Genomic DNA, 16,907 nt, shown 5'->3' with positions numbered 1-16,907 from the left:
GCGCGCAAACAAGGTAGTGCCGGTTGCTGCAGCAGCGGTCGCCAACGGGCGACCGCAATGCCGATACTTAATTTGCGGGCGGTACGTAACCCTGAACAGCGTCTGCGCCACCGCCAAAGAAATAGTTTTCCATCTGCTGTTGCAGATACTTGCGGGCGCTCGGGTCAGCCAGGTTCAGCCGGTTTTCGTTGATCAGCATGGTCTGGTGACGTACCCATGCCTGCCATGCCTCTTTGGAAACGTTTTCCCACAGACGCTTGCCCAGATCACCCGGGACTGGCGGAAAATCCAGACCTTCAGCCTCGCGGCCCAGTTTGACGCAGTTGACGGTTCTGCTCATGTTGCTCTCGCTCATACTCTGTATTGAATGACACCGATATTGCCGCAGCGTGACAAAACCTTGCTATCAGGCAAAAACAATAGCCTGTATGCCACGATGTAGAAGTTTCGGGTAAGCCTGCCAGTATACACCGCATGCCGGCTGGCTTCGCCTCTTAGTCTGACCAGCCGGCCCGCGTGGCCTGACATGCCGCTGGAACAATCGGTGCTGCATAATCGTCTGAGGACTTGTCTCCCCGTTTTTTCATGCAGGTATGTAACCATGAGCGACTGGCCCTATCCCTTTTTGTTTGCCCACCGCGGCGGCGGCCGGCTGGCACCGGAAAACACCCTGGCCGGCATGATGAAAGCCACGGAATGCGGGTACCAGGCCGTGGAGTTTGACGTCAAACTCACCGCCGACAACGTCTGCGTGCTGTTGCATGACGACACACTGGACCGGACCAGCGACGGTCACGGCCCTATGGCGCAAAAGCGCTTTGCCGACTTGCTGGATGTGGATGCCGGCAGCTGGAAAGGCGAAGAATTTGCCGGCGAACCCATTCCCGCGTTCAGTGATGTGGGCCTGTATTGCGTACGCAGTCGCCTGATGGCGAATGTGGAAATCAAACCTTGCCCTGGCCGCGACGTAGAAACCGGCCAACTCGTTGCACGCGATGCGGCCCTGTTCTGGCAGGGCGAAAGCGTGCCGCCGCTGTTGTCCTCGTTTTCTTATGAGGCGCTTCAGGCTGCGGTGGCTGCGGCACCCTGGTTGCCGGTGGGTTGGTTGATCGATCACTGGCAGGAAGACTGGCAATCCCGGTTGCAGGCGCTGGAAGCGGTGTCACTACACTGTAATCACAAGATACTCACGGCGGAGCGTGTGAAGGCAGTACGTGAGGCGGGGTATCACGTGCTGGCGTATACGGTGAATGATATTGCCCGGGCACGGGCGCTCAAGGCGTGGGGGGTGAGCGGGGTGTTTACGGATGAGCTTGATCTGATGCGGCAAGATGAAACGTTGGTCGTTGCGGGGTGAGATCGAACCAACCCCAAACCCGTTGACAGCGCCTGATGGTGGCACGTTGTTTACAACCGGCGGCCACCGAGGTGTAAACAACGCGCCGAACGCACGCTCAGGGGCGAGGTTTTCCGGCAAGAACCACTAACGGCAAACGCCTCATCAATATACAAACCGATAGCGCATCTCACCCAGATTCAGTTCATCCAGAATCGCCTCGGCCCGTTCACGCGCATTACGGGGCCGCTGACCGGATTTGCTGGCGATAATCAACTCGTTTTTCATCGAGTGCTCCCAGCCTACCAGCTCGGTCACCGTCACTTGATAGCCGTGTGCCTCCAGCAAGAGGCAACGCAGCACGTTGGTGATCTGGCTACCGAACTCGCGGGTGTGGATGGGGTGGCGCCAGATTTCAGACAGCGGCGTTTTGCCGAAGGACTGGTTTTTCAGCTTGCGCAGGTGGCCGGCAACTTCGGCCTGGCAACACGGCACCAGTACGATGTGGTTGGCGTCTTTTTCCAGCGCGAACTTGATCGCATCATCCGTTGCGGTATCACAAGCGTGTAACGCGGTAACTACGTCGATCTGTTCTGGCAAGGCGCTCGAGGTAATGGACTGTTCTACGGTCTCATGCAGGAATGACATGCGCCCGAAACCCAACCGGTCTGCCAGTTCGCGTGAGCCGTCGACCAATGCCTGGCGGGTTTCAATACCGTAGATATGCCCCTCGCTGCGTTCCTTGAAAAACAGATCGTACAGAATGAACCCAAGGTAAGACTTGCCCGCACCGTGGTCGACCAGGGATACCGCCGGGTGTTTTTCCAGGACGTCTTTGAGTAGCGGCTCAATGAAGTTATACAGGTGGTAAATCTGCTTGAGCTTGCGGCGGCTGTCCTGATTCAGCTTGCCGTCCCGAGTCAGGATGTGCAGTTGCTTGAGTAATTCGACCGACTGGCCGGGGCGGATTTCTGGGGCGTTATTCACGGGCAATCTCTTCAAACAGAAAAACCGGCACCTGGCCGGTTTGTCCGGGTTGACCGGCCTTGAGGCCGCTGGACAAGGCTGAATTATAAAGGAATTTTGCTTGATCCCGCAGTCAGGAAAGCGCGTCTGATAACCGCCCGTCGATTCGTAAGTAAATTAGCGTTTTTTGATATCAATCAACAAATTGTGGGTGTATAAACTTACAAACTGAATGGCGATGTCATGCCATCCGGTTTCGGAGCCCCACCCATGAATGCACAATCCACCTTGTTTATGTCTGCCGCCGCTGCGGTCAATCCAGGGTCCAGACTCAAACTGGCTGACCTGATGGCCTCGTTAAGCTACGCGCTGGACATTACCGAAGGCCAGCCGGAAGGTCATTGTGTGCGTTGCTGCTGGATTGGCCTCAACATTGCACGTGAGTTGGGTGTCAGCGAACGCGATCAGTGGGACCTCTACTACACCTTGCTGCTCAAGGATCTAGGCTGCAGCAGCAACGCCGCGCGCATTTGCGAGCTTTATCTCACCGACGATCTCGGGTTCAAACAAAGCTTCAAGCTGGTCGGCACAGGCCTGCCGCAGATTCTGGGTTTTGTGTTCAGCCATACCGGCCGCAACGCGCGCTGGAGTTCTCGCCTGCAAGCCATCATGAATGTGCTCAAGAATGGTGGCGATATGGCGCAAGAACTGATCCAGACACGCTGTGATCGCGGTGCCGAGATCGCCCGCCGGCTGCGCTTTAACGAGGCTGTGGCCGGTGGTATTCGCGCGCTGGATGAACATTGGGATGGCTCTGGTCGGCCAGATCGTCTGGCAGGTAAGGAAATTCCGCTGGCGTCGCGGATTGCATTGCTGGCGCAAGTGATCGACGTGTTTCATTTTTCCGCTGGCCGCGGTGCAGCGCTCAATGAAGTGCGGGCCCGTGCCGGCAAGTGGTTTGATCCAGAACTGTGCCGTGCTTTCGAGGCGGTCGCCAAAGATTCGCTCTTTTGGCAAATGCTTGAATCTGACCAGATTGCCAAGGCCGTGATGGCGCTTGAACCCGCACAATTTGCGGTGCCGGTCGATGAAGACTACCTGGACGATATCGCCGAAGCATTTGGCGAAGTCGTGGACTCCAAAAGCCCGTTTACGGCCGGTCATAGCCAGCGCGTCGGACTGTACACCGACGCGATTGCTGCGGCGCTGGAGATCCCGGAAGCACGTCGTCGCTGGTTACGGCGTGCGGCCTTGTTGCATGATGTTGGTAAGTTAGGAGTCAGCAATTCCATCCTGGATAAACCAGGCAAGCTTGATGAGGAGGAGTGGGAAGCCATCAAGCTGCACGCCAGCTACACCGAGGCCATCCTCTCGCGCATCGGGTCTTTCCGTGAACTGGCCAGAATGGCGGCAGCACATCATGAACGCCTTGATGGCACCGGTTACCCGCGTGGTCTGAAGGCGGATGCGATCAGTCTGGAAACGCGTATTGTCACGACGGCCGATATTTTTGATGCCATCAGTGCCGAGCGCCCCTATCACCCGGCCACGTCGATCGATGAAACCTTGGCCATCATGAAAAAGAGCGTCGGGACAGCCATCGACCCACGCTGTTTTGAGGCACTCTGCCGCGTGGCAGAAGTCTCCGTCCCGGCTTGATCGATCATTCTGGCTTTGTAACCAGTTGCGCCAGCAACGCCGGATCAGGCAGGTGTGCGGCACAGAGCGTTCGCTTGGCCTTGGGTGTCATTTGCTTGATGGCGTACTCCTGGCGTGAAGCCTCGGCGCGATCTGCGCATACCAGCACAGCCATCAGCCGTACCGGCGGGTTGGCACGGGTATAGCGCGCACCTTTGCCGCTGGCATGGGCCAGGTACCGCGCCGCCACATCATTGCTGATGCCGGTGTACAGACTGCCGTTGCGGCACTCAATCAGATAAACAAACCAGGGTGCGGTAGCGCCATCGGTAAGAGGCTGCATAAAAAGGGTTTGCGTGCGGGCGCAAACGGGCCAATATTCGGGACTCTGATCATCACACAAAGCTGGGATTGCCGCATGTCCAGATCCCGTATGAACCTCACCACCGGCCCGGTCGGGCGCACGCTGTTTATGTTCTCGCTGCCGGTGTTGGGCAGCAATGTGCTGCAATCGCTCAATGCGTCGATCAATTCGATGTGGGTGGGGCATTACCTGGGCGAGGCGGCGCTGACGGCGACATCCAACGCCAACATTGTGTTGTTCTTCTTGCTGGGCGTGGTGTTTGGCTTGTCGATGGCCAATACCATCCTGGTCGGCCAGGCGGTGGGCGCTCGCAATATGGATCAGGCCCGGCGTGTGGTTGGCACAAGTGCCACATTTTTCATCATTGTCTCTGTACTGCTGGCGCTGGCCGGCGTGATCCTCACCCCGCATATCCTGGATGCCATGGGCACGCCGGCTGATGCGCGCCCCTATGCCGTGGCTTACTTGCGCGTGATCTTTATCGCGGTGCCGTTCATGTATCTGTACAACGTCATGATGATGACGCTGCGGGGCACGGGGGATTCGCGTACGCCATTCTGGTTCATGCTGTTCTCGGTGATCACCGATATCGTGCTTAATCCGGTGCTGATTTTTGGCTGGGGTCCGTTCCCAAAGCTGGGGATTGCGGGTTCGGCGGCGGCCACGCTGATCGCCCAAAGCACCAGCCTGATCGCCATGATGTGGTTTCTGAAACGGCGCAAATACTTCCTGCTGCTAGGGCGGCATGAACTGCATTACCTCAAACCTGATCCAGTCATACTGCGTTCGCTCATCTTCAAAGGTTTGCCGATGGGTCTGCAGATGCTGGTGATTTCATCGTCTGCCATTGTCATGATCAGTCTGGTGAATGCGCATGGTTCGACCGTCACGGCGGCATACGGTGTGGCCTCGCAACTGTGGAACTACATCCAGATGCCCGCGCTGGCCCTGGGGGCTGGTGTGTCATCCATGGTGGCGCAGAACGTGGGTGCAGGGTTGTGGGATCGGGTCTCACGCATTACCCGCGTCGGCGTACTGTTCAATTTTCTCATGACAGGTACGCTGGTGGCGGTATTGCTGGTGCTTGATCGACTGGTCCTGGGCTTGTTCTTGCCGGATGACGCCAATGCCATCAGCATTGCCCGGCATATCGACTGGACCGTGGCCTGGTCGTTCATTCTTTTCGGCGTCACCATTGTGCTGTTTGCGACAGTGCGCGCGACCGGTGCGGTGATGCCCCCGCTGGTCATCCTCGTGATCTCGATGTGGCTGACACGGTTGCCGTTTGCCTCGCACATGGAGCGCTACATGGGTCAGGAAGCCATCTGGTGGAGTTTTCCGGTTGGATCCGTGGTATCGATCACGCTGGCCTTGCTGTACTACCGTTTTGGCGGCTGGCGTAAGGCCCGCATGGTGACGCCGACGGCGCAGGTCGTGGCGGCCAAATGAGCAAGATGCGGTTTCTGACGGGCTATCCGCCCGAACTGGTTGAACGCGTTGAACGTTTGCTGGATAACGGCGAACTGGCGCCCTGGCTGGCCAAACGGTACCCGGAGCGCAATGACATCCAGACGGACAAAGCGTTGTACGACTATGTCATTGAGATCAAACAGCGCTACCTGAAAAACGCACCGCAACCGGCTCGCGTACAGTATGACAACCAGCTTGATCTGATTGGCGGCACACTGGGCACCAACACCTTCGCCTCACGCGTGCAAGGGAGCAAACTCAAGCGCAAGAATGAAATCCGCATTGCTACGCTGTTCCGTGAGACGCCGCCGGAATTTTTGAACATGATCGTCGTACATGAACTGGCGCATCTGAAAGAGAAGGATCACAACAAGTCGTTCTATCAGATGTGCTGCCATATGCAGCCCGATTACCACCAGCTCGAGTTCGACTTGAGGGTCTGGCTGACGCTGCGTGAATACAGTTGATGTGGCATGGCGACATGCAAGCAAAAAGCCCGGTTAATCACCGGGCTTTTTGCTGCAACAACCACCGTCGGACGAATTAGTCTTTCGGGTTGATGTTGTTGATAACGTACTTCACGCCCGGCACCTTTTCGGCGATCTGGCCGGCTTGGGCCATTTGTTCGCCATGATCAACGGTACCGTCGATGGTCACTTCAGCTTTCTTGGAGGTCACAGCCAGGTTGAACGCCTTCAGAGTTGCGTCGGCATCCAGTGCAGCCTTGACGGAAGCAGCCAGTTGCTCGTCGGTCGGCGCAGCGGCAGCAGCAGCGTCAGCGGCCATGGCGGCGGTAGCGGTGAAGGAGGTGCCAACAACCAGGGCGGCGGCGATCAGCGTACGTGCGAGCAGTTTGTTCATTTCTTTTCCCTTGTCACAAGACCGGATAATGAGAGCAGTTGAAAACGGATCGGCGTGCGCGAGACCCGCGCAGGGATTTCCGACTCAGGCGGAAATGTATGAATCAATCATTGCGGTTTCATGACAACTGCCCGAAATGCGAGAATAAATTGATAAACGCCATCAGACGAGGGAGGCTGGAAAACAGGCTGCAAGCCTTGCCAGGCAAGCGTTTGAGGCTGACGGACATAAAAAAACAGCGGCCAGGGCCGCTGTTTTTTGTCTACCACGCTGATGCGTGTGATTAATGTGGGTGAGCCACATTGATCAGGTTCTTCACCGAGGTCACGCCGCTGACACCCTTGGCGATAGTTTCGGCTTTTTCAGAGTCTTCCTGTTCTTGCACAGAGCCGAACAAGGTCACTTCGCCATTGTTTTCTTTCACGCCCAGATTAAAGGCGTGCAAGGTGGCGTCCTTGTTCAGGGCTGCCTTGACCTGGCCAGTCAGCGAGTCAGCGGTGATGATGTGGTTCACAACGCTCTTCACACCATCAACTTTGCCGACGGCATCAGCAATCGCAGCAGACTGATCCTTGGTGGCGGCAGAACCGGTCAGGGTGATCACACCCTTCTTGTTCTTGACCTTGACCTTGGAGGCGCCCAGGGACGGGTCTTTCAGCGCCTTTTTGACCTGAGTGGTCACAGACGGCTTGGCGGTACTCGCTGCAGTAGCTGCCTCGCCATTCTCGCCGTTCGCGCCATCAGCCCATGCCGAAGAAGCGGTCATGCCAAAACCCAGACCAATTGCCAGTGCCAGTGTGGTGCGCAAAAGAAGCTGCTTCATTCTTATTCCCTCTCATTGGATCAATTCATTGTGGTGGTAACCGGGCGTGACTTTTCAGTTTGGCGGGGCAAACGTTTCATCAAGCCCAGACTTATGCATAGGACATGTTACTGACACGTCAATCTCAATTATTGCGCCAGAGGGGAGGGGCGGCAGTCATCCTTTTGACAGCCTGGGAAAAGATAACAAAAAAGGCTGCCCGGATCGGGACAGCCTTTTTCTCCATATCAACCGCGGTTAGCGGCTTAGCTTCGCGTGGTTTTCAGCTTGTAGCGATAACCCAGCCACATCACGAACAACCACGCTGGCACCAGATACGCTGAGACATCCAGCCCCGGTGTGAACAGCAAAATCCCCAGGATCATGACCATGAAAGCCAGGCAGATCCAGTTGCTGAGCGGAAACCAGAACGAGCGAAACACAATGTGCTCACCCTTGGCATCCATGGCTTTGCGAAATTTCAGATGGGTCAGGCTGATCAGCGCCCAGTTGATCACCAGTGCAGCGACCACCAGTGCCATCAACACATCCAGCGCGCGGGCCGGGATCACGTAATTGATGATGACGCAGGTAAATGTTGCTAGCGCGGACAGCAAAATCGCTGCCACCGGCACACCACGACGGTTCACCTTCAGAAGCGCGCGCGGCGCATTGCCTTGTTCTGCCAGGCCGTACAGCATGCGGCTATTGGCATAGACACTGCTGTTGTACACAGACAGCGCCGCCGTCAGCACCACGACGTTGAGAATATTGGCGGTCAGCCCTTCACCAATCTGCGAGAAGATCATCACGAACGGACTACCCCCTGCCGCCACCTTGCTCCATGGGTAGAGCGACAACAGCACAGTCAGCGCGCCAATGTAGAAGATCAGAATCCGGTAGATGACCTGGTTGACCGCCTTGGGGATGCTTTTGCGTGGATCGTCAGCTTCTGCAGCGGTGATCCCGATCAGCTCCAGTCCGCCAAACGAGAACATGATCACAGCCAGCATCATGAACAACCCGCTGAACCCATGCGGGAAGAAACCGCCGTCGTTCCACAGATTGGCAATGGAGGCTTGCGGGCCGCCGTGACCACTGACCAGCAGGTAACCACCGAACACGATCATGGCGATCACCGCCACCACCTTGATGATGGCAAACCAGAATTCCATCTCGCCAAAGAGTTTGACGTTTGCCAGGTTCACCGCATTGATGGCCACAAAGAACACCAGCGCCGAGACCCAGGTGGGAATATCCGGGCGCCAGAACTCCACATACTTACCCACGGCCGTGAGCTCTGCCATGCTGACCAGCACATACAGAACCCAATAGTTCCAGCCCGACAAAAAGCCGGCGAAATCGCCCCAGTATTTGTAGGCAAAATGGCTGAAGGTGCCAGCCACCGGTTCCTGCGCGACCATTTCGCCCAACTGGCGCATGATCAGAAAGGCAATAAAGCCGCCAATGGCGTAACCCAGAATCATGGAAGGGCCGGCGGCTTTGAGCACGCCAGCGGAACCCAGAAACAGGCCGGTACCAATAGCGCCACCCAGCGCAATCAACTGGATATGTCGGTTTTTCAAGCCACGCTTGAGACCGTCTTGTGAGGTGGAAGTATCCAAAACAGGTTTCCTGCAAATCCGGTGAGCACACCGGGGTCTATCAAATCAGAACTAAGGTCAATCTGGCTAAAGCGACAAATAAACACGGCCAGGCGAAAACCTGGCCGGTTTTGACTTTGGCACGCGTCAGGACATGCCTCAAGTCGGGATTTCGACTACCTGTGGGCCAGCTTGAGCTTATTCAGCTGCCGCCGTGACCTTGATCAATACCTGACCATCGACATCCACGGCCATGCCCGGACGAATCTTGTTGGTCTTGCGCAGTTCCTGCACGCCATCGACCGAGACCACGCCACTGGCCACCAGCGCTTTACCCGCGCCGCCGCTATCCACCACACCGGCAATCTTCAGCAAATCATTCAGCGGGATATATTCAGTGTTGATTTCAACTTCAAGCGTTTGCATGGATGCGGGCCGAAAAAAGGGTTGATGGTAACAGCATAGTGCTGGACGCACGGAGCCATGGCAGCCGTGTGTCCGGGGGATAAATCACGACTGGCCGACGATCGACAAGGCCACGGCTTCTGCCACCTTGATGCCATCCACACCGGCCGACATGATCCCACCCGCATAACCCGCCCCTTCACCCGCCGGATACAGGCCGCGTGTGTTCAGGCTTTGCAGCGATTCATTGTCGCGCTTGATCCGCACCGGGGACGAGGTGCGCGTTTCTACGCCAGTCAGCACGGCATCGTGCATATCAAAACCACGGATCTGACGGCCAAAAGCCGGCAGTGCTTCACGGATCGCCTCAATGGCGAAGTGTGGCAGGGCGGTATCAAGGTTGGTGAGATGCACACCCGGCGTGTAAGACGGCTGCACGCTGCCAAAGTCTTTGGAAGCCTTGTTGGCAATGAAGTCGCCTACCAGTTGCCCCGGTGCGCTGTAGTTGCTGCCACCCAGTACATACGCGGCAGATTCGAGCTTGCGCTGGAATTCCACACCAGCCAGCACATGGCCTGGGTAGTCGCGTTCCGGGCTGATGTCGACCACGATCCCGGCGTTGGCGTTGCGCTCGTTACGGGAGTACTGACTCATGCCATTGGTGACCACACGGCCTGGCTCAGACGTTGCCGCCACCACCGTGCCGCCCGGACACATACAGAAGCTGTACACCGCCCGGCCATTGCTGGCGTGGTGCACCAGTTTGTAATCGGCGGCACCCAGGATCGGGTGTCCGGCATTGGGGCCAAAGCGGGCGTTGTCGATGAGTGACTGTGGGTGTTCGATGCGGAAGCCCACGCTGAACGGTTTGGCTTCCATATACACATTGCGATCAAACAGCACCTGGAAGGTGTCGCGGGCAGAGTGGCCCAGGGCCAGCACCACGTGGTCGGTCTCGATGATCTCGCCGGTCTGGGTTTTCACGCCACGTACTTGCTGGTTGCCATCGGCGGTTTTTTCAACGATCAGATCATCCATCCGCGTCTGAAACCGGATTTCACCACCCAGTTCAATGATCTTCTCGCGCATGGTCTCGACCATGCCCACCAGCCGGAACGTACCAATATGCGGCTTGGAGACGTAGAGGATTTCTTCCGGCGCGCCGGCCACTACAAACTCATGCAGCACCTTGTCGCCATGATGGCGGTGATCCTTGATGCGGCTGTAGAGCTTGCCGTCAGAGAACGTCCCCGCGCCGCCTTCGCCAAACTGCACGTTGGATTCCGGGTTCAGCTCGCGCTTGCGCCACAGGCCCCAGGTGTCTTTGGTGCGCTCACGCACGGCCTTGCCGCGCTCGAGCACAATGGGCTTGAAGCCGGTCTGCGCCAGGATTAGCGCAGCAAACAAGCCACAGGGGCCAAGGCCGACTACGACCGGACGCTTTTGCAGATTGTCTGGCGCAAAGGCCACGGGCTTGTAGCTGGTATCGGGGGTGACGCTGACCTTGGTATCGGTCTTGAAGCGCTTGAGTAACGCTGCTTCGTTGCGTACTTCCACGTCAACCGTATAGATCAGCAGGATGTTGGCTTTTTTGCGCGCGTCGTAGCTGCGCAGATAAATGCTGTGGCTGATCAAGTCTTCTGCCTTGATCCCCAGTTTGGCCACAATCGCGGCAGGCAGTTCTTCCGGGGTGTGGTCCAGCGGAAGTTTGATTTCGTTCAGTCGCAGCATTGGGTTCTATCCAGACAAAGTGGCGGCCAGCGCAGCCGCAAACCGCGCATTGTACCGGATGCCGCATCCGCGCCGGGTTTGGGGCGACATGCGCGACTCGCCTGGTATTTGTCACGCTCGTCACACTGACGCACAACTGAACTTTGACCCAACCGCGTGGCCCATTATGATCTTTTGTGTCAGCGGCGCTGACGCCGGCATTTCTTCTAAAAAAGGAAAAAACAATGCTGCGGTTCATCGGCAATATTCTGTGGTTTGTACTGGGCGGTGTGTGGATGGCCATTGGCTGGTGGCTGGCGGGTTTGGTCATGTTGATCACCATTGTCGGTATTCCCTGGGCCAAAGCCTGCTTTGTCATTGGCGGTTTCGCCCTGTGGCCATTCGGGCGGGAAGCCGTGAACCGGCGTAATCTGAACGGCAAACATGATATTGGTACCGGCGCGCTGGGCTTTCTGGGCAACGTGATCTGGTTTGTGTTTGGCGGCTGGTGGTTGGCCATTGGCCACGTGTTGTGCGCGGCGGCCAACTTCATCACCATCATTGGCATTCCGTTCGGCATACAACATCTGAAACTGGCGCTGATTGCGCTGGCACCTATCGGCCAGACCATCGTAGAGAAAGACCGCATGTTCTCCTTGCGCGGCTAGCACTGCCTCTGCCGCCAGGCGGTGTCAGAAACGGGCGCGTTGCGCGACTCTAACGGTATCGACGACCCCAAGAGATTTGCCATGCGCCCGTTGCCATTTCCGCTCACCCACCTGCTCGCCAGCCTTGCGCTGGCGCTGCTGCCTGCTACCCAATCTTTAGCGGCGGCCTGTCAGGCGCAAAGCGGTACCCACCGCGCCGCGCTGGTGCAGTTGTTTACCTCTGAAGGCTGTTCGGATTGCCCACCCGCCGACACGCGCCTGAACGCACTGAACACGACCACCGATGCCCGCATGGGCCCCATCGTGCCGCTGGCTTTTCATGTGAACTACTGGGATGACCAGGGCTGGCGCGATCTGTTTGCGGATCCGGCCTACGGCGAAATGCAGGAGTGGATGGTCCACGCCACCGGCGGCCGCGTGGTCTACACCCCGCACTTCTTCATCAATGGCACGCCCCTGCTGGACTGGCGCAGCCGGCTGGACGCGCTGATGAGCCAGAACACCAGCCAGAACGCGCCAGCCGGTTTGTACGTGAGCGCCACGCCGCAGCCGGGCAACCTGCTGGCCGTGTCGGTCAAAGCCGCTGGCCTGAAACCGGATGCCGGCCTGCAGCTGCGCGTGGCGGTGGCCGAAAGCGGCCTTGTGTCCCACGTGATCGCCGGGGAAAACAGCGGCGCCACGCTGACCCACGCCCACGTCGTCCGCGCCATGAGCCCCGCGCTACCGATTCATGTCGATGGCGCAGTGCAAACCACGCTGGCCGTGCCGGCATCCACCGGCAAGCAGGTGCGCGTGGTGGCATGGTTGCAGAACCCGCAAACGGCAGAGGTGATCCAGGCGGTCAGTACGGCAGACTGCCCACGCTGAATGCCAACCGGGTCAGGCCGTGGGCTGCTGCTTGCTGAGTTTTTCCAGCAGCAAGGCATATTCCACCGCCTTGCCCCGGAACAATGACTCATGCACGTTGCCAGCCAGGTTCATCCGGGTGAGCGGCTGCAGGGCGGATATTTGCACTGCTGGCACCGTGCCTGTCACCAGTTGCTCATGCAGGGCCGCCATCTGCAACATCACCTCACGGAGCGCGGCCGTGAATTCGGGCGACGCACCGGCGTACTCTGCGGCGAAGGTCTTCATCAACTTGCCAAAATCCACCAGAAAATCCAGCACCTGTTGATGGGTTTTCAAGATGGCCAGATCAGGCCGGTAACGCTCCAGATGCCATGGCATGAGCGAGTTCAGATCCACCGTCAGCATCTGCACCGAGCCCCGATAGGCATTCGCGGATTTTTCCAGCTGCGGCAACGCTTCCTGATGGCCAGCCAGACTGGCCCGCACGCACGCCGTGGCGGCGTCTGTGGCTTGCACCAGCAACTTGCGCGCTTCATGCCCGTGATCTGGCGGCAAGATCAACTTGTGGATGGCAAAGCCCAGAAACATACCCACAATCACACTGAACAACCGCTGTTCAATCAATTCCATATACGTGCCGGAATACAGAATCAGCGTCATCGCCACCGTCAGGCTGGTGAGTCGGAAAAACTGCGGCCGCAGCTTTACCAGACCCAGAATCACAATCGGCACCAACACCACGCCCAGCACGAAATGCGGATGCGTCAGCCACAGCACCAGACACCCCACCGGCACCGCAATCACATTGGTCAGCACGCGCTGATAAAAATAACTCTGCGCTGCATTCACAGAATTACCGAGCGCGAGCGTCAGCATGGCTGACGTCGCCATGCCAATCGCCACCTCGTTATTGCCGTACCAGTACGCCGGGAAATACCCCAACCACATCGCCAGCGCGAACTTGAGATAACGCGCGTTATCAGTCAGGGAAAAGTCTGCCAGCCGGGATTTGAACGTGCGGGGTGCGGAGGCAATAGAACGGGTCATGATCAGGCCGGATGTGTGGGGCGGTGATCATGAAATATACAACGGGCGCTGAGAAGGCGATGCGGGTGGAAAGAGAATCCACCCCGCACGATCATTACTTGTCCTTGGGCTTGTTCAACGCGGCCGCGGCCTGAAACAAGGCCTTCAACCCCGCCTCATCCATCACTGCATCTTTCTTGAAATCAATCGCCCGCCGCGCGTTGCCTTCCAGGCTGGAGTTAAACAACTGCTTGGGGTCATCCACCGTCGCGCCTTTGGGGAAAGTCAGCTTTATCGCCGCCTTGTACGACTCACCCGTGCAGATGATGCCGTTGTGCTCCCACACTGGCACGCCCCACTTCCAGGTCTCCACCACATCTGGAATGGCTTCATGCATCAACGCGCGCAGCCTGGCCAAAGTTTCGCCGCGCCAGTCATTCAGTTCCGCAATGCGTTCGTCGATGAGGATGGGGGCCGGGCGGTTCGGGTCGCCGCTGGTTTTGTGCATGGGGTTTGCCTCTGAAGAGTGATGTAGGGTGGATTCGCGAAGCAATCCACCATTGCACAGGTGGATTGTCGCTGCGCTCCGAATCCACTCTACGGTTATTCACCAAACATACCATCGATCTCCCCGCCTTCGCCTGCCCAATCCTCTGGCAACAGCCCGGATGCCACATACCGGTGAAACGTCGAATACGGCCAATTTACCACCCGCCGCACATACCCATGCTTGACCGGGTTGAAATGGATATAGGCCACATGCCGGGCAAAGTCTTCTTCATCCCTGATCGTATGTTCCCAATACCGACGCTGCCAGATACCCTGCTCCCCACGTGCCTGTGCGGTTGAGGTGACAAACTCGGTATACGGCAACGCGCGCGAAAACAGCAGCTTGATCAAGCGCCAGCGGAACGGGTAATCCGCATTGCCTTCAGGCAACGTCCAGATGCAATGCATGTGCTCAGGCAAAACCACCCATGCATCAATCAGGAATGGATGCGTGCGCCTCACGGTTTGAATGGCTGAGCGCAGCTGGTCAATATGCCAAATCAGTAAGTTTTCCTTGCGATTTGTCAAAGCGACCGTGAAGAAATAACTGCCTCCATCAACGAAACTGCGGCGATAGCGCGACATTGATTAGCGTCTGCTTACGTAGAAGCAAGCACCGTAGTATGTTTGGAGAGTTGGTGCCTTGTTTTGGTGCGAAGATAGGGGGCTGATGTGGCTTGCGTAGGAGGCGTCGAAGCGGAGCAATATTTCATCTTTACGTGTGGATTAGCAGACCCAGAAAGCTGGATTGGCTCTATCGAATCCGTCTTGAGCTTGCTTGGGTAGAGGAGATAAGAGCTGAAAGAAAGTTCATCTCTTATTCATTAACAATTAAGAAAACGAGGATAAGTGTTAGATGGATTTAATCATATATCTAGATAATTACAGAGGGTTTTCTAATGCCTTTATTCCCCTTTCTGATGTTAATTTTCTTGTTGGAGAAAACAGTACTGGGAAAAGTTCTTTTTTAGAAATAATTAATCACTTTTTTGATAGTAATACGTGGTTCTATAATCTTGGTTTTGGTAGAAAATCTGATAAAAGAAGAAGCTTTTATGATTTAGTAAGCGCTGAATCAAAAGACAAGAAAAATTTTTCTTTAGGTATGATTTTTCGAAGCGGAAAATCATGGAACGCGAAAATAACAACATATGTGGAGAATGAGGGAGGAGCAGTAGTAAAGAAAGTTTCTGTGGGTGACTCAGAATATCTCCGATCCATAGAAAGGAGGTTGATAAAGGAAAAGGGGAATTCCACAGACTACTTTAAGAACAAAAAAATTTCCTTCGCCGATGAATTTGACCCCATGGATATAGCTAAGAGCTATGTAGAATCACATAAAGAAACAATAGGCTATAAAAAAATTATTGTTGATGAAGATCAACGAAACATTCCAAAAATTTTTCGGCTTCAATCGCTGCTTTATTCAGCAGAAAAGGAAGATGGAGATGGGATTTCTTTTAATGCGGTTGTGCCAACGTTTTTTGCAAAGCCTTACGTTGAATTGGCACCAATACGTGCGATTCCAAGACGTACATACGACGAACATAGCACTGCGTATAGTCCAGAAGGAGCACACACTCCTTATGTGATTCGGAAGACGCTTGGGAATAAAGCCAATGCAGAGAAATTCAAATCTTTTCTGGAAAAATTAGGTGCAGCTAGTGGGTTGTTTAAAACAATTGAGATCAAGTCATACGGCCGGGCGATAAATGCACCATTTGAACTTGACTTTATTTTAAATAAAAAGCCGTTGAGTGCGGGAAACGTCGGGTATGGAGTTTCACAGGCATTGCCAGTAATAGTGGAAATGTTTGTTAGAGATAGAGAAACTGTATTTTCTATTCAGCAGCCGGAAGTGCATTTACACCCTAGAGCGCAGGCTGCTGTGGGCGATTTTATTGCGGAAGAAGCGCGCAACGAAAGTAAGAGTTTTTTAGTAGAAACTCATAGTGACTTTACCATTGATAGATTCAGAATAAATTTGAAGAGAAATCCGGTGGAATTTTCTAGTCAAATATTATTTTTTGAGCGGGAAGGCGGAATAAATAAGGTTAGCAAGATTAACATCTCAGAGAACGGAGAGATGTCAGATGAGCAACCAGAAAATTATAGAAATTTCTTTTTCAATGAACAATTAGAGTTGATTTCGTGAGGTTACTATGTCCGTCGTAATAGATCCTCCCTTGTTTGTTCCTGTTTTCAAGGTTACTGACCAAGCGCACGCAAATTTGTCCGATTTACTCTCATGGCTTAAATCAAAAAATGGAAAAATCGTTTTTGGTGGAAAGCTCTATGCGCAACAACTGCAGGCAGTTAAGTCCGTGCTGCCACATCTGGCAGAGTTAGGGCGAGCCGGGAAAATAACTAGACTTAACGATGATCAAGTAGATGCCGCCCAATTATATGCGGAGCAAAATGCTAATTGCGCAGATTTTGACGATGCCCATTTGGTGGCAATTGCTGCCATTTCTAGAGCCAAAGTTGTATGCGTAAATGATCCCCGTTGCCATAGATTTTTGAAGCGTCGAGATCTCTATTACGGAGACGTTGTACCCCCCAAAATATTTACAGGCAATCGGAATCGTAGATTACTTAGAAACGTCTAGTGACGCATAAATCGAACCAAGATCGCAACCGCGACCTTGGTTCGATTTCA

19 protein-coding genes are annotated in these 16,907 nt (G+C 55.4%); 8 read left to right on the top strand and 11 right to left on the bottom strand.

Annotated elements, in window-relative coordinates; genetic code table 11:
- Window positions 1–67 precede the first annotated feature (67 nt).
- A complete protein-coding gene (locus IEX44_RS07645) occupies window positions 68–340 on the bottom strand; it encodes an oxidative damage protection protein (protein WP_188691338.1) in 273 nt (90 codons plus the stop codon).
- Window positions 341–601: 261 nt separating this feature from the next.
- On the opposite strand from IEX44_RS07645, the gene ugpQ reads away from it, so the two are divergent.
- Window positions 602–1,357, top strand: coding sequence for a glycerophosphodiester phosphodiesterase (gene ugpQ / locus IEX44_RS07640; protein ID WP_188691335.1), 756 nt, complete (start codon window positions 602–604; stop codon window positions 1,355–1,357).
- 144 nt (window positions 1,358–1,501) lie between these two features.
- Here ugpQ and IEX44_RS07635 read toward each other — a convergent pair whose 3' ends face one another.
- Window positions 1,502–2,323, bottom strand: a complete 822-nt coding sequence (locus tag IEX44_RS07635; RefSeq protein ID WP_188691332.1) for a class I SAM-dependent methyltransferase — start codon at window positions 2,321–2,323, stop codon at window positions 1,502–1,504.
- A gap of 249 nt (window positions 2,324–2,572) precedes the next feature.
- On the opposite strand from IEX44_RS07635, the gene IEX44_RS07630 reads away from it, so the two are divergent.
- The gene (locus IEX44_RS07630; RefSeq protein ID WP_308423792.1) at window positions 2,573–3,961 is read left to right on the top strand and encodes an HD-GYP domain-containing protein; all 1,389 of its coding nucleotides are present in this window, start codon (window positions 2,573–2,575) and stop codon (window positions 3,959–3,961) included.
- A 4-nt stretch (window positions 3,962–3,965) separates the two neighbouring features.
- On the opposite strand, the gene IEX44_RS07625 is transcribed toward IEX44_RS07630, so the two are convergent.
- Window positions 3,966–4,283, bottom strand: a complete 318-nt coding sequence (locus IEX44_RS07625; protein ID WP_188691329.1) for a GIY-YIG nuclease family protein — start codon at window positions 4,281–4,283, stop codon at window positions 3,966–3,968.
- A 75-nt stretch (window positions 4,284–4,358) separates the two neighbouring features.
- On the opposite strand from IEX44_RS07625, the gene IEX44_RS07620 reads away from it, so the two are divergent.
- Complete coding sequence (locus IEX44_RS07620) at window positions 4,359–5,753, top strand: MATE family efflux transporter (RefSeq protein ID WP_188691327.1); 1,395 nt, start codon at window positions 4,359–4,361, stop codon at window positions 5,751–5,753.
- Window positions 5,750–6,241, top strand: coding sequence for a M48 metallopeptidase family protein (locus IEX44_RS07615; RefSeq protein WP_188691324.1), 492 nt, complete (start codon window positions 5,750–5,752; stop codon window positions 6,239–6,241). The genes IEX44_RS07620 and IEX44_RS07615 overlap by 4 nt, the downstream gene beginning before the upstream one ends.
- 76 nt (window positions 6,242–6,317) lie before the next feature.
- Here IEX44_RS07615 and IEX44_RS07610 read toward each other — a convergent pair whose 3' ends face one another.
- From IEX44_RS07610 to IEX44_RS07590, 5 genes are all read right to left on the bottom strand, one after another.
- Window positions 6,318–6,635, bottom strand: coding sequence for a BON domain-containing protein (locus tag IEX44_RS07610; RefSeq protein WP_188691323.1), 318 nt, complete (start codon window positions 6,633–6,635; stop codon window positions 6,318–6,320).
- 283 nt (window positions 6,636–6,918) lie between these two features.
- Window positions 6,919–7,458: a BON domain-containing protein gene (locus tag IEX44_RS07605; protein WP_188691321.1), complete on the bottom strand. Its 540-nt coding sequence runs from the start codon at window positions 7,456–7,458 to the stop codon at window positions 6,919–6,921.
- Between the two features lie 245 nt (window positions 7,459–7,703).
- A complete protein-coding gene (locus IEX44_RS07600) occupies window positions 7,704–9,062 on the bottom strand; it encodes an amino acid permease (protein WP_188691316.1) in 1,359 nt (452 codons plus the stop codon).
- A 177-nt stretch (window positions 9,063–9,239) separates the two neighbouring features.
- Window positions 9,240–9,467: an RNA-binding S4 domain-containing protein gene (locus IEX44_RS07595; protein WP_188691314.1), complete on the bottom strand. Its 228-nt coding sequence runs from the start codon at window positions 9,465–9,467 to the stop codon at window positions 9,240–9,242.
- 84 nt (window positions 9,468–9,551) lie between these two features.
- On the bottom strand, window positions 9,552–11,177 hold the full coding sequence (locus tag IEX44_RS07590; protein WP_188691310.1) for an NAD(P)/FAD-dependent oxidoreductase: 1,626 nt from the start codon (window positions 11,175–11,177) through the stop codon (window positions 9,552–9,554).
- 224 nt (window positions 11,178–11,401) lie between these two features.
- Here IEX44_RS07590 and IEX44_RS07585 point away from each other — a divergent pair, with 224 nt between their 5' ends.
- Complete coding sequence (locus IEX44_RS07585) at window positions 11,402–11,824, top strand: YccF domain-containing protein (protein WP_188691307.1); 423 nt, start codon at window positions 11,402–11,404, stop codon at window positions 11,822–11,824.
- Between the two features lie 81 nt (window positions 11,825–11,905).
- The gene (locus IEX44_RS07580; RefSeq protein WP_188691304.1) at window positions 11,906–12,691 is read left to right on the top strand and encodes a DUF1223 domain-containing protein; all 786 of its coding nucleotides are present in this window, start codon (window positions 11,906–11,908) and stop codon (window positions 12,689–12,691) included.
- A 12-nt stretch (window positions 12,692–12,703) separates the two neighbouring features.
- Here the strand turns inward: IEX44_RS07580 and IEX44_RS07575 are convergent, their stop codons facing one another.
- The 3 genes from IEX44_RS07575 to IEX44_RS07565 all read right to left on the bottom strand — a co-directional run bounded on the left by IEX44_RS07575 (window position 12,704) and on the right by IEX44_RS07565 (window position 14,833).
- Window positions 12,704–13,720: an FUSC family protein gene (locus tag IEX44_RS07575; protein ID WP_188691301.1), complete on the bottom strand. Its 1,017-nt coding sequence runs from the start codon at window positions 13,718–13,720 to the stop codon at window positions 12,704–12,706.
- 94 nt (window positions 13,721–13,814) lie between these two features.
- Window positions 13,815–14,207, bottom strand: a complete 393-nt coding sequence (locus tag IEX44_RS07570) for a DUF1801 domain-containing protein (protein ID WP_188691298.1) — start codon at window positions 14,205–14,207, stop codon at window positions 13,815–13,817.
- A 95-nt stretch (window positions 14,208–14,302) separates the two neighbouring features.
- Entirely contained in the window at window positions 14,303–14,833 is a 531-nt protein-coding gene (locus IEX44_RS07565) for an REP-associated tyrosine transposase (RefSeq protein ID WP_188691296.1), read from the bottom strand.
- A gap of 271 nt (window positions 14,834–15,104) precedes the next feature.
- Here IEX44_RS07565 and IEX44_RS07560 point away from each other — a divergent pair, with 271 nt between their 5' ends.
- Window positions 15,105–16,403: an AAA family ATPase gene (locus tag IEX44_RS07560; protein ID WP_188691291.1), complete on the top strand. Its 1,299-nt coding sequence runs from the start codon at window positions 15,105–15,107 to the stop codon at window positions 16,401–16,403.
- Window positions 16,404–16,410: 7 nt separating this feature from the next.
- Window positions 16,411–16,857 (top strand): hypothetical protein, encoded by a 447-nt coding sequence (locus IEX44_RS07555; protein WP_188691287.1) that lies wholly within the window; start codon window positions 16,411–16,413, stop codon window positions 16,855–16,857.
- Window positions 16,858–16,907 lie beyond the last annotated feature (50 nt).

The organism is Silvimonas amylolytica (genome assembly GCF_014645555.1).
GTDB classification, from domain to species: Bacteria; Pseudomonadota; Gammaproteobacteria; order Burkholderiales; family Chitinibacteraceae; genus Silvimonas; species Silvimonas amylolytica.
Note: the sequence above shows the minus strand (reverse complement) of the source record. Positions and strands in the feature narration are given on the sequence as shown.

Excerpts from the sequence above, each read along its gene's own strand:
- IEX44_RS07610 (WP_188691323.1), bottom strand. The coding sequence starts at position 6,635 with ATGAACAAACTGCTCGCACGTACGCTGATCGCCGCCGCCCTGGTTGTT.
- IEX44_RS07560 (WP_188691291.1), top strand. The coding sequence starts at position 15,105 with ATGGATTTAATCATATATCTAGATAATTACAGAGGGTTTTCTAATGCC.
- IEX44_RS07555 (WP_188691287.1), top strand. The coding sequence starts at position 16,411 with ATGTCCGTCGTAATAGATCCTCCCTTGTTTGTTCCTGTTTTCAAGGTT.
- IEX44_RS07585 (WP_188691307.1), top strand. The coding sequence starts at position 11,402 with ATGCTGCGGTTCATCGGCAATATTCTGTGGTTTGTACTGGGCGGTGTG.
- IEX44_RS07605 (WP_188691321.1), bottom strand. The coding sequence starts at position 7,458 with ATGAAGCAGCTTCTTTTGCGCACCACACTGGCACTGGCAATTGGTCTG.
- IEX44_RS07615 (WP_188691324.1), top strand. The coding sequence starts at position 5,750 with ATGAGCAAGATGCGGTTTCTGACGGGCTATCCGCCCGAACTGGTTGAA.
- IEX44_RS07625 (WP_188691329.1), bottom strand. The coding sequence starts at position 4,283 with ATGCAGCCTCTTACCGATGGCGCTACCGCACCCTGGTTTGTTTATCTG.
- IEX44_RS07630 (WP_308423792.1), top strand. The coding sequence starts at position 2,573 with ATGAATGCACAATCCACCTTGTTTATGTCTGCCGCCGCTGCGGTCAAT.
- ugpQ (WP_188691335.1), top strand. The coding sequence starts at position 602 with ATGAGCGACTGGCCCTATCCCTTTTTGTTTGCCCACCGCGGCGGCGGC.
- IEX44_RS07565 (WP_188691296.1), bottom strand. The coding sequence starts at position 14,833 with ATGTCGCGCTATCGCCGCAGTTTCGTTGATGGAGGCAGTTATTTCTTC.
- IEX44_RS07595 (WP_188691314.1), bottom strand. The coding sequence starts at position 9,467 with ATGCAAACGCTTGAAGTTGAAATCAACACTGAATATATCCCGCTGAAT.
- IEX44_RS07570 (WP_188691298.1), bottom strand. The coding sequence starts at position 14,207 with ATGCACAAAACCAGCGGCGACCCGAACCGCCCGGCCCCCATCCTCATC.
- IEX44_RS07590 (WP_188691310.1), bottom strand. The coding sequence starts at position 11,177 with ATGCTGCGACTGAACGAAATCAAACTTCCGCTGGACCACACCCCGGAA.
- IEX44_RS07620 (WP_188691327.1), top strand. The coding sequence starts at position 4,359 with ATGTCCAGATCCCGTATGAACCTCACCACCGGCCCGGTCGGGCGCACG.
- IEX44_RS07575 (WP_188691301.1), bottom strand. The coding sequence starts at position 13,720 with ATGACCCGTTCTATTGCCTCCGCACCCCGCACGTTCAAATCCCGGCTG.
- IEX44_RS07645 (WP_188691338.1), bottom strand. The coding sequence starts at position 340 with ATGAGCAGAACCGTCAACTGCGTCAAACTGGGCCGCGAGGCTGAAGGT.
- IEX44_RS07580 (WP_188691304.1), top strand. The coding sequence starts at position 11,906 with ATGCGCCCGTTGCCATTTCCGCTCACCCACCTGCTCGCCAGCCTTGCG.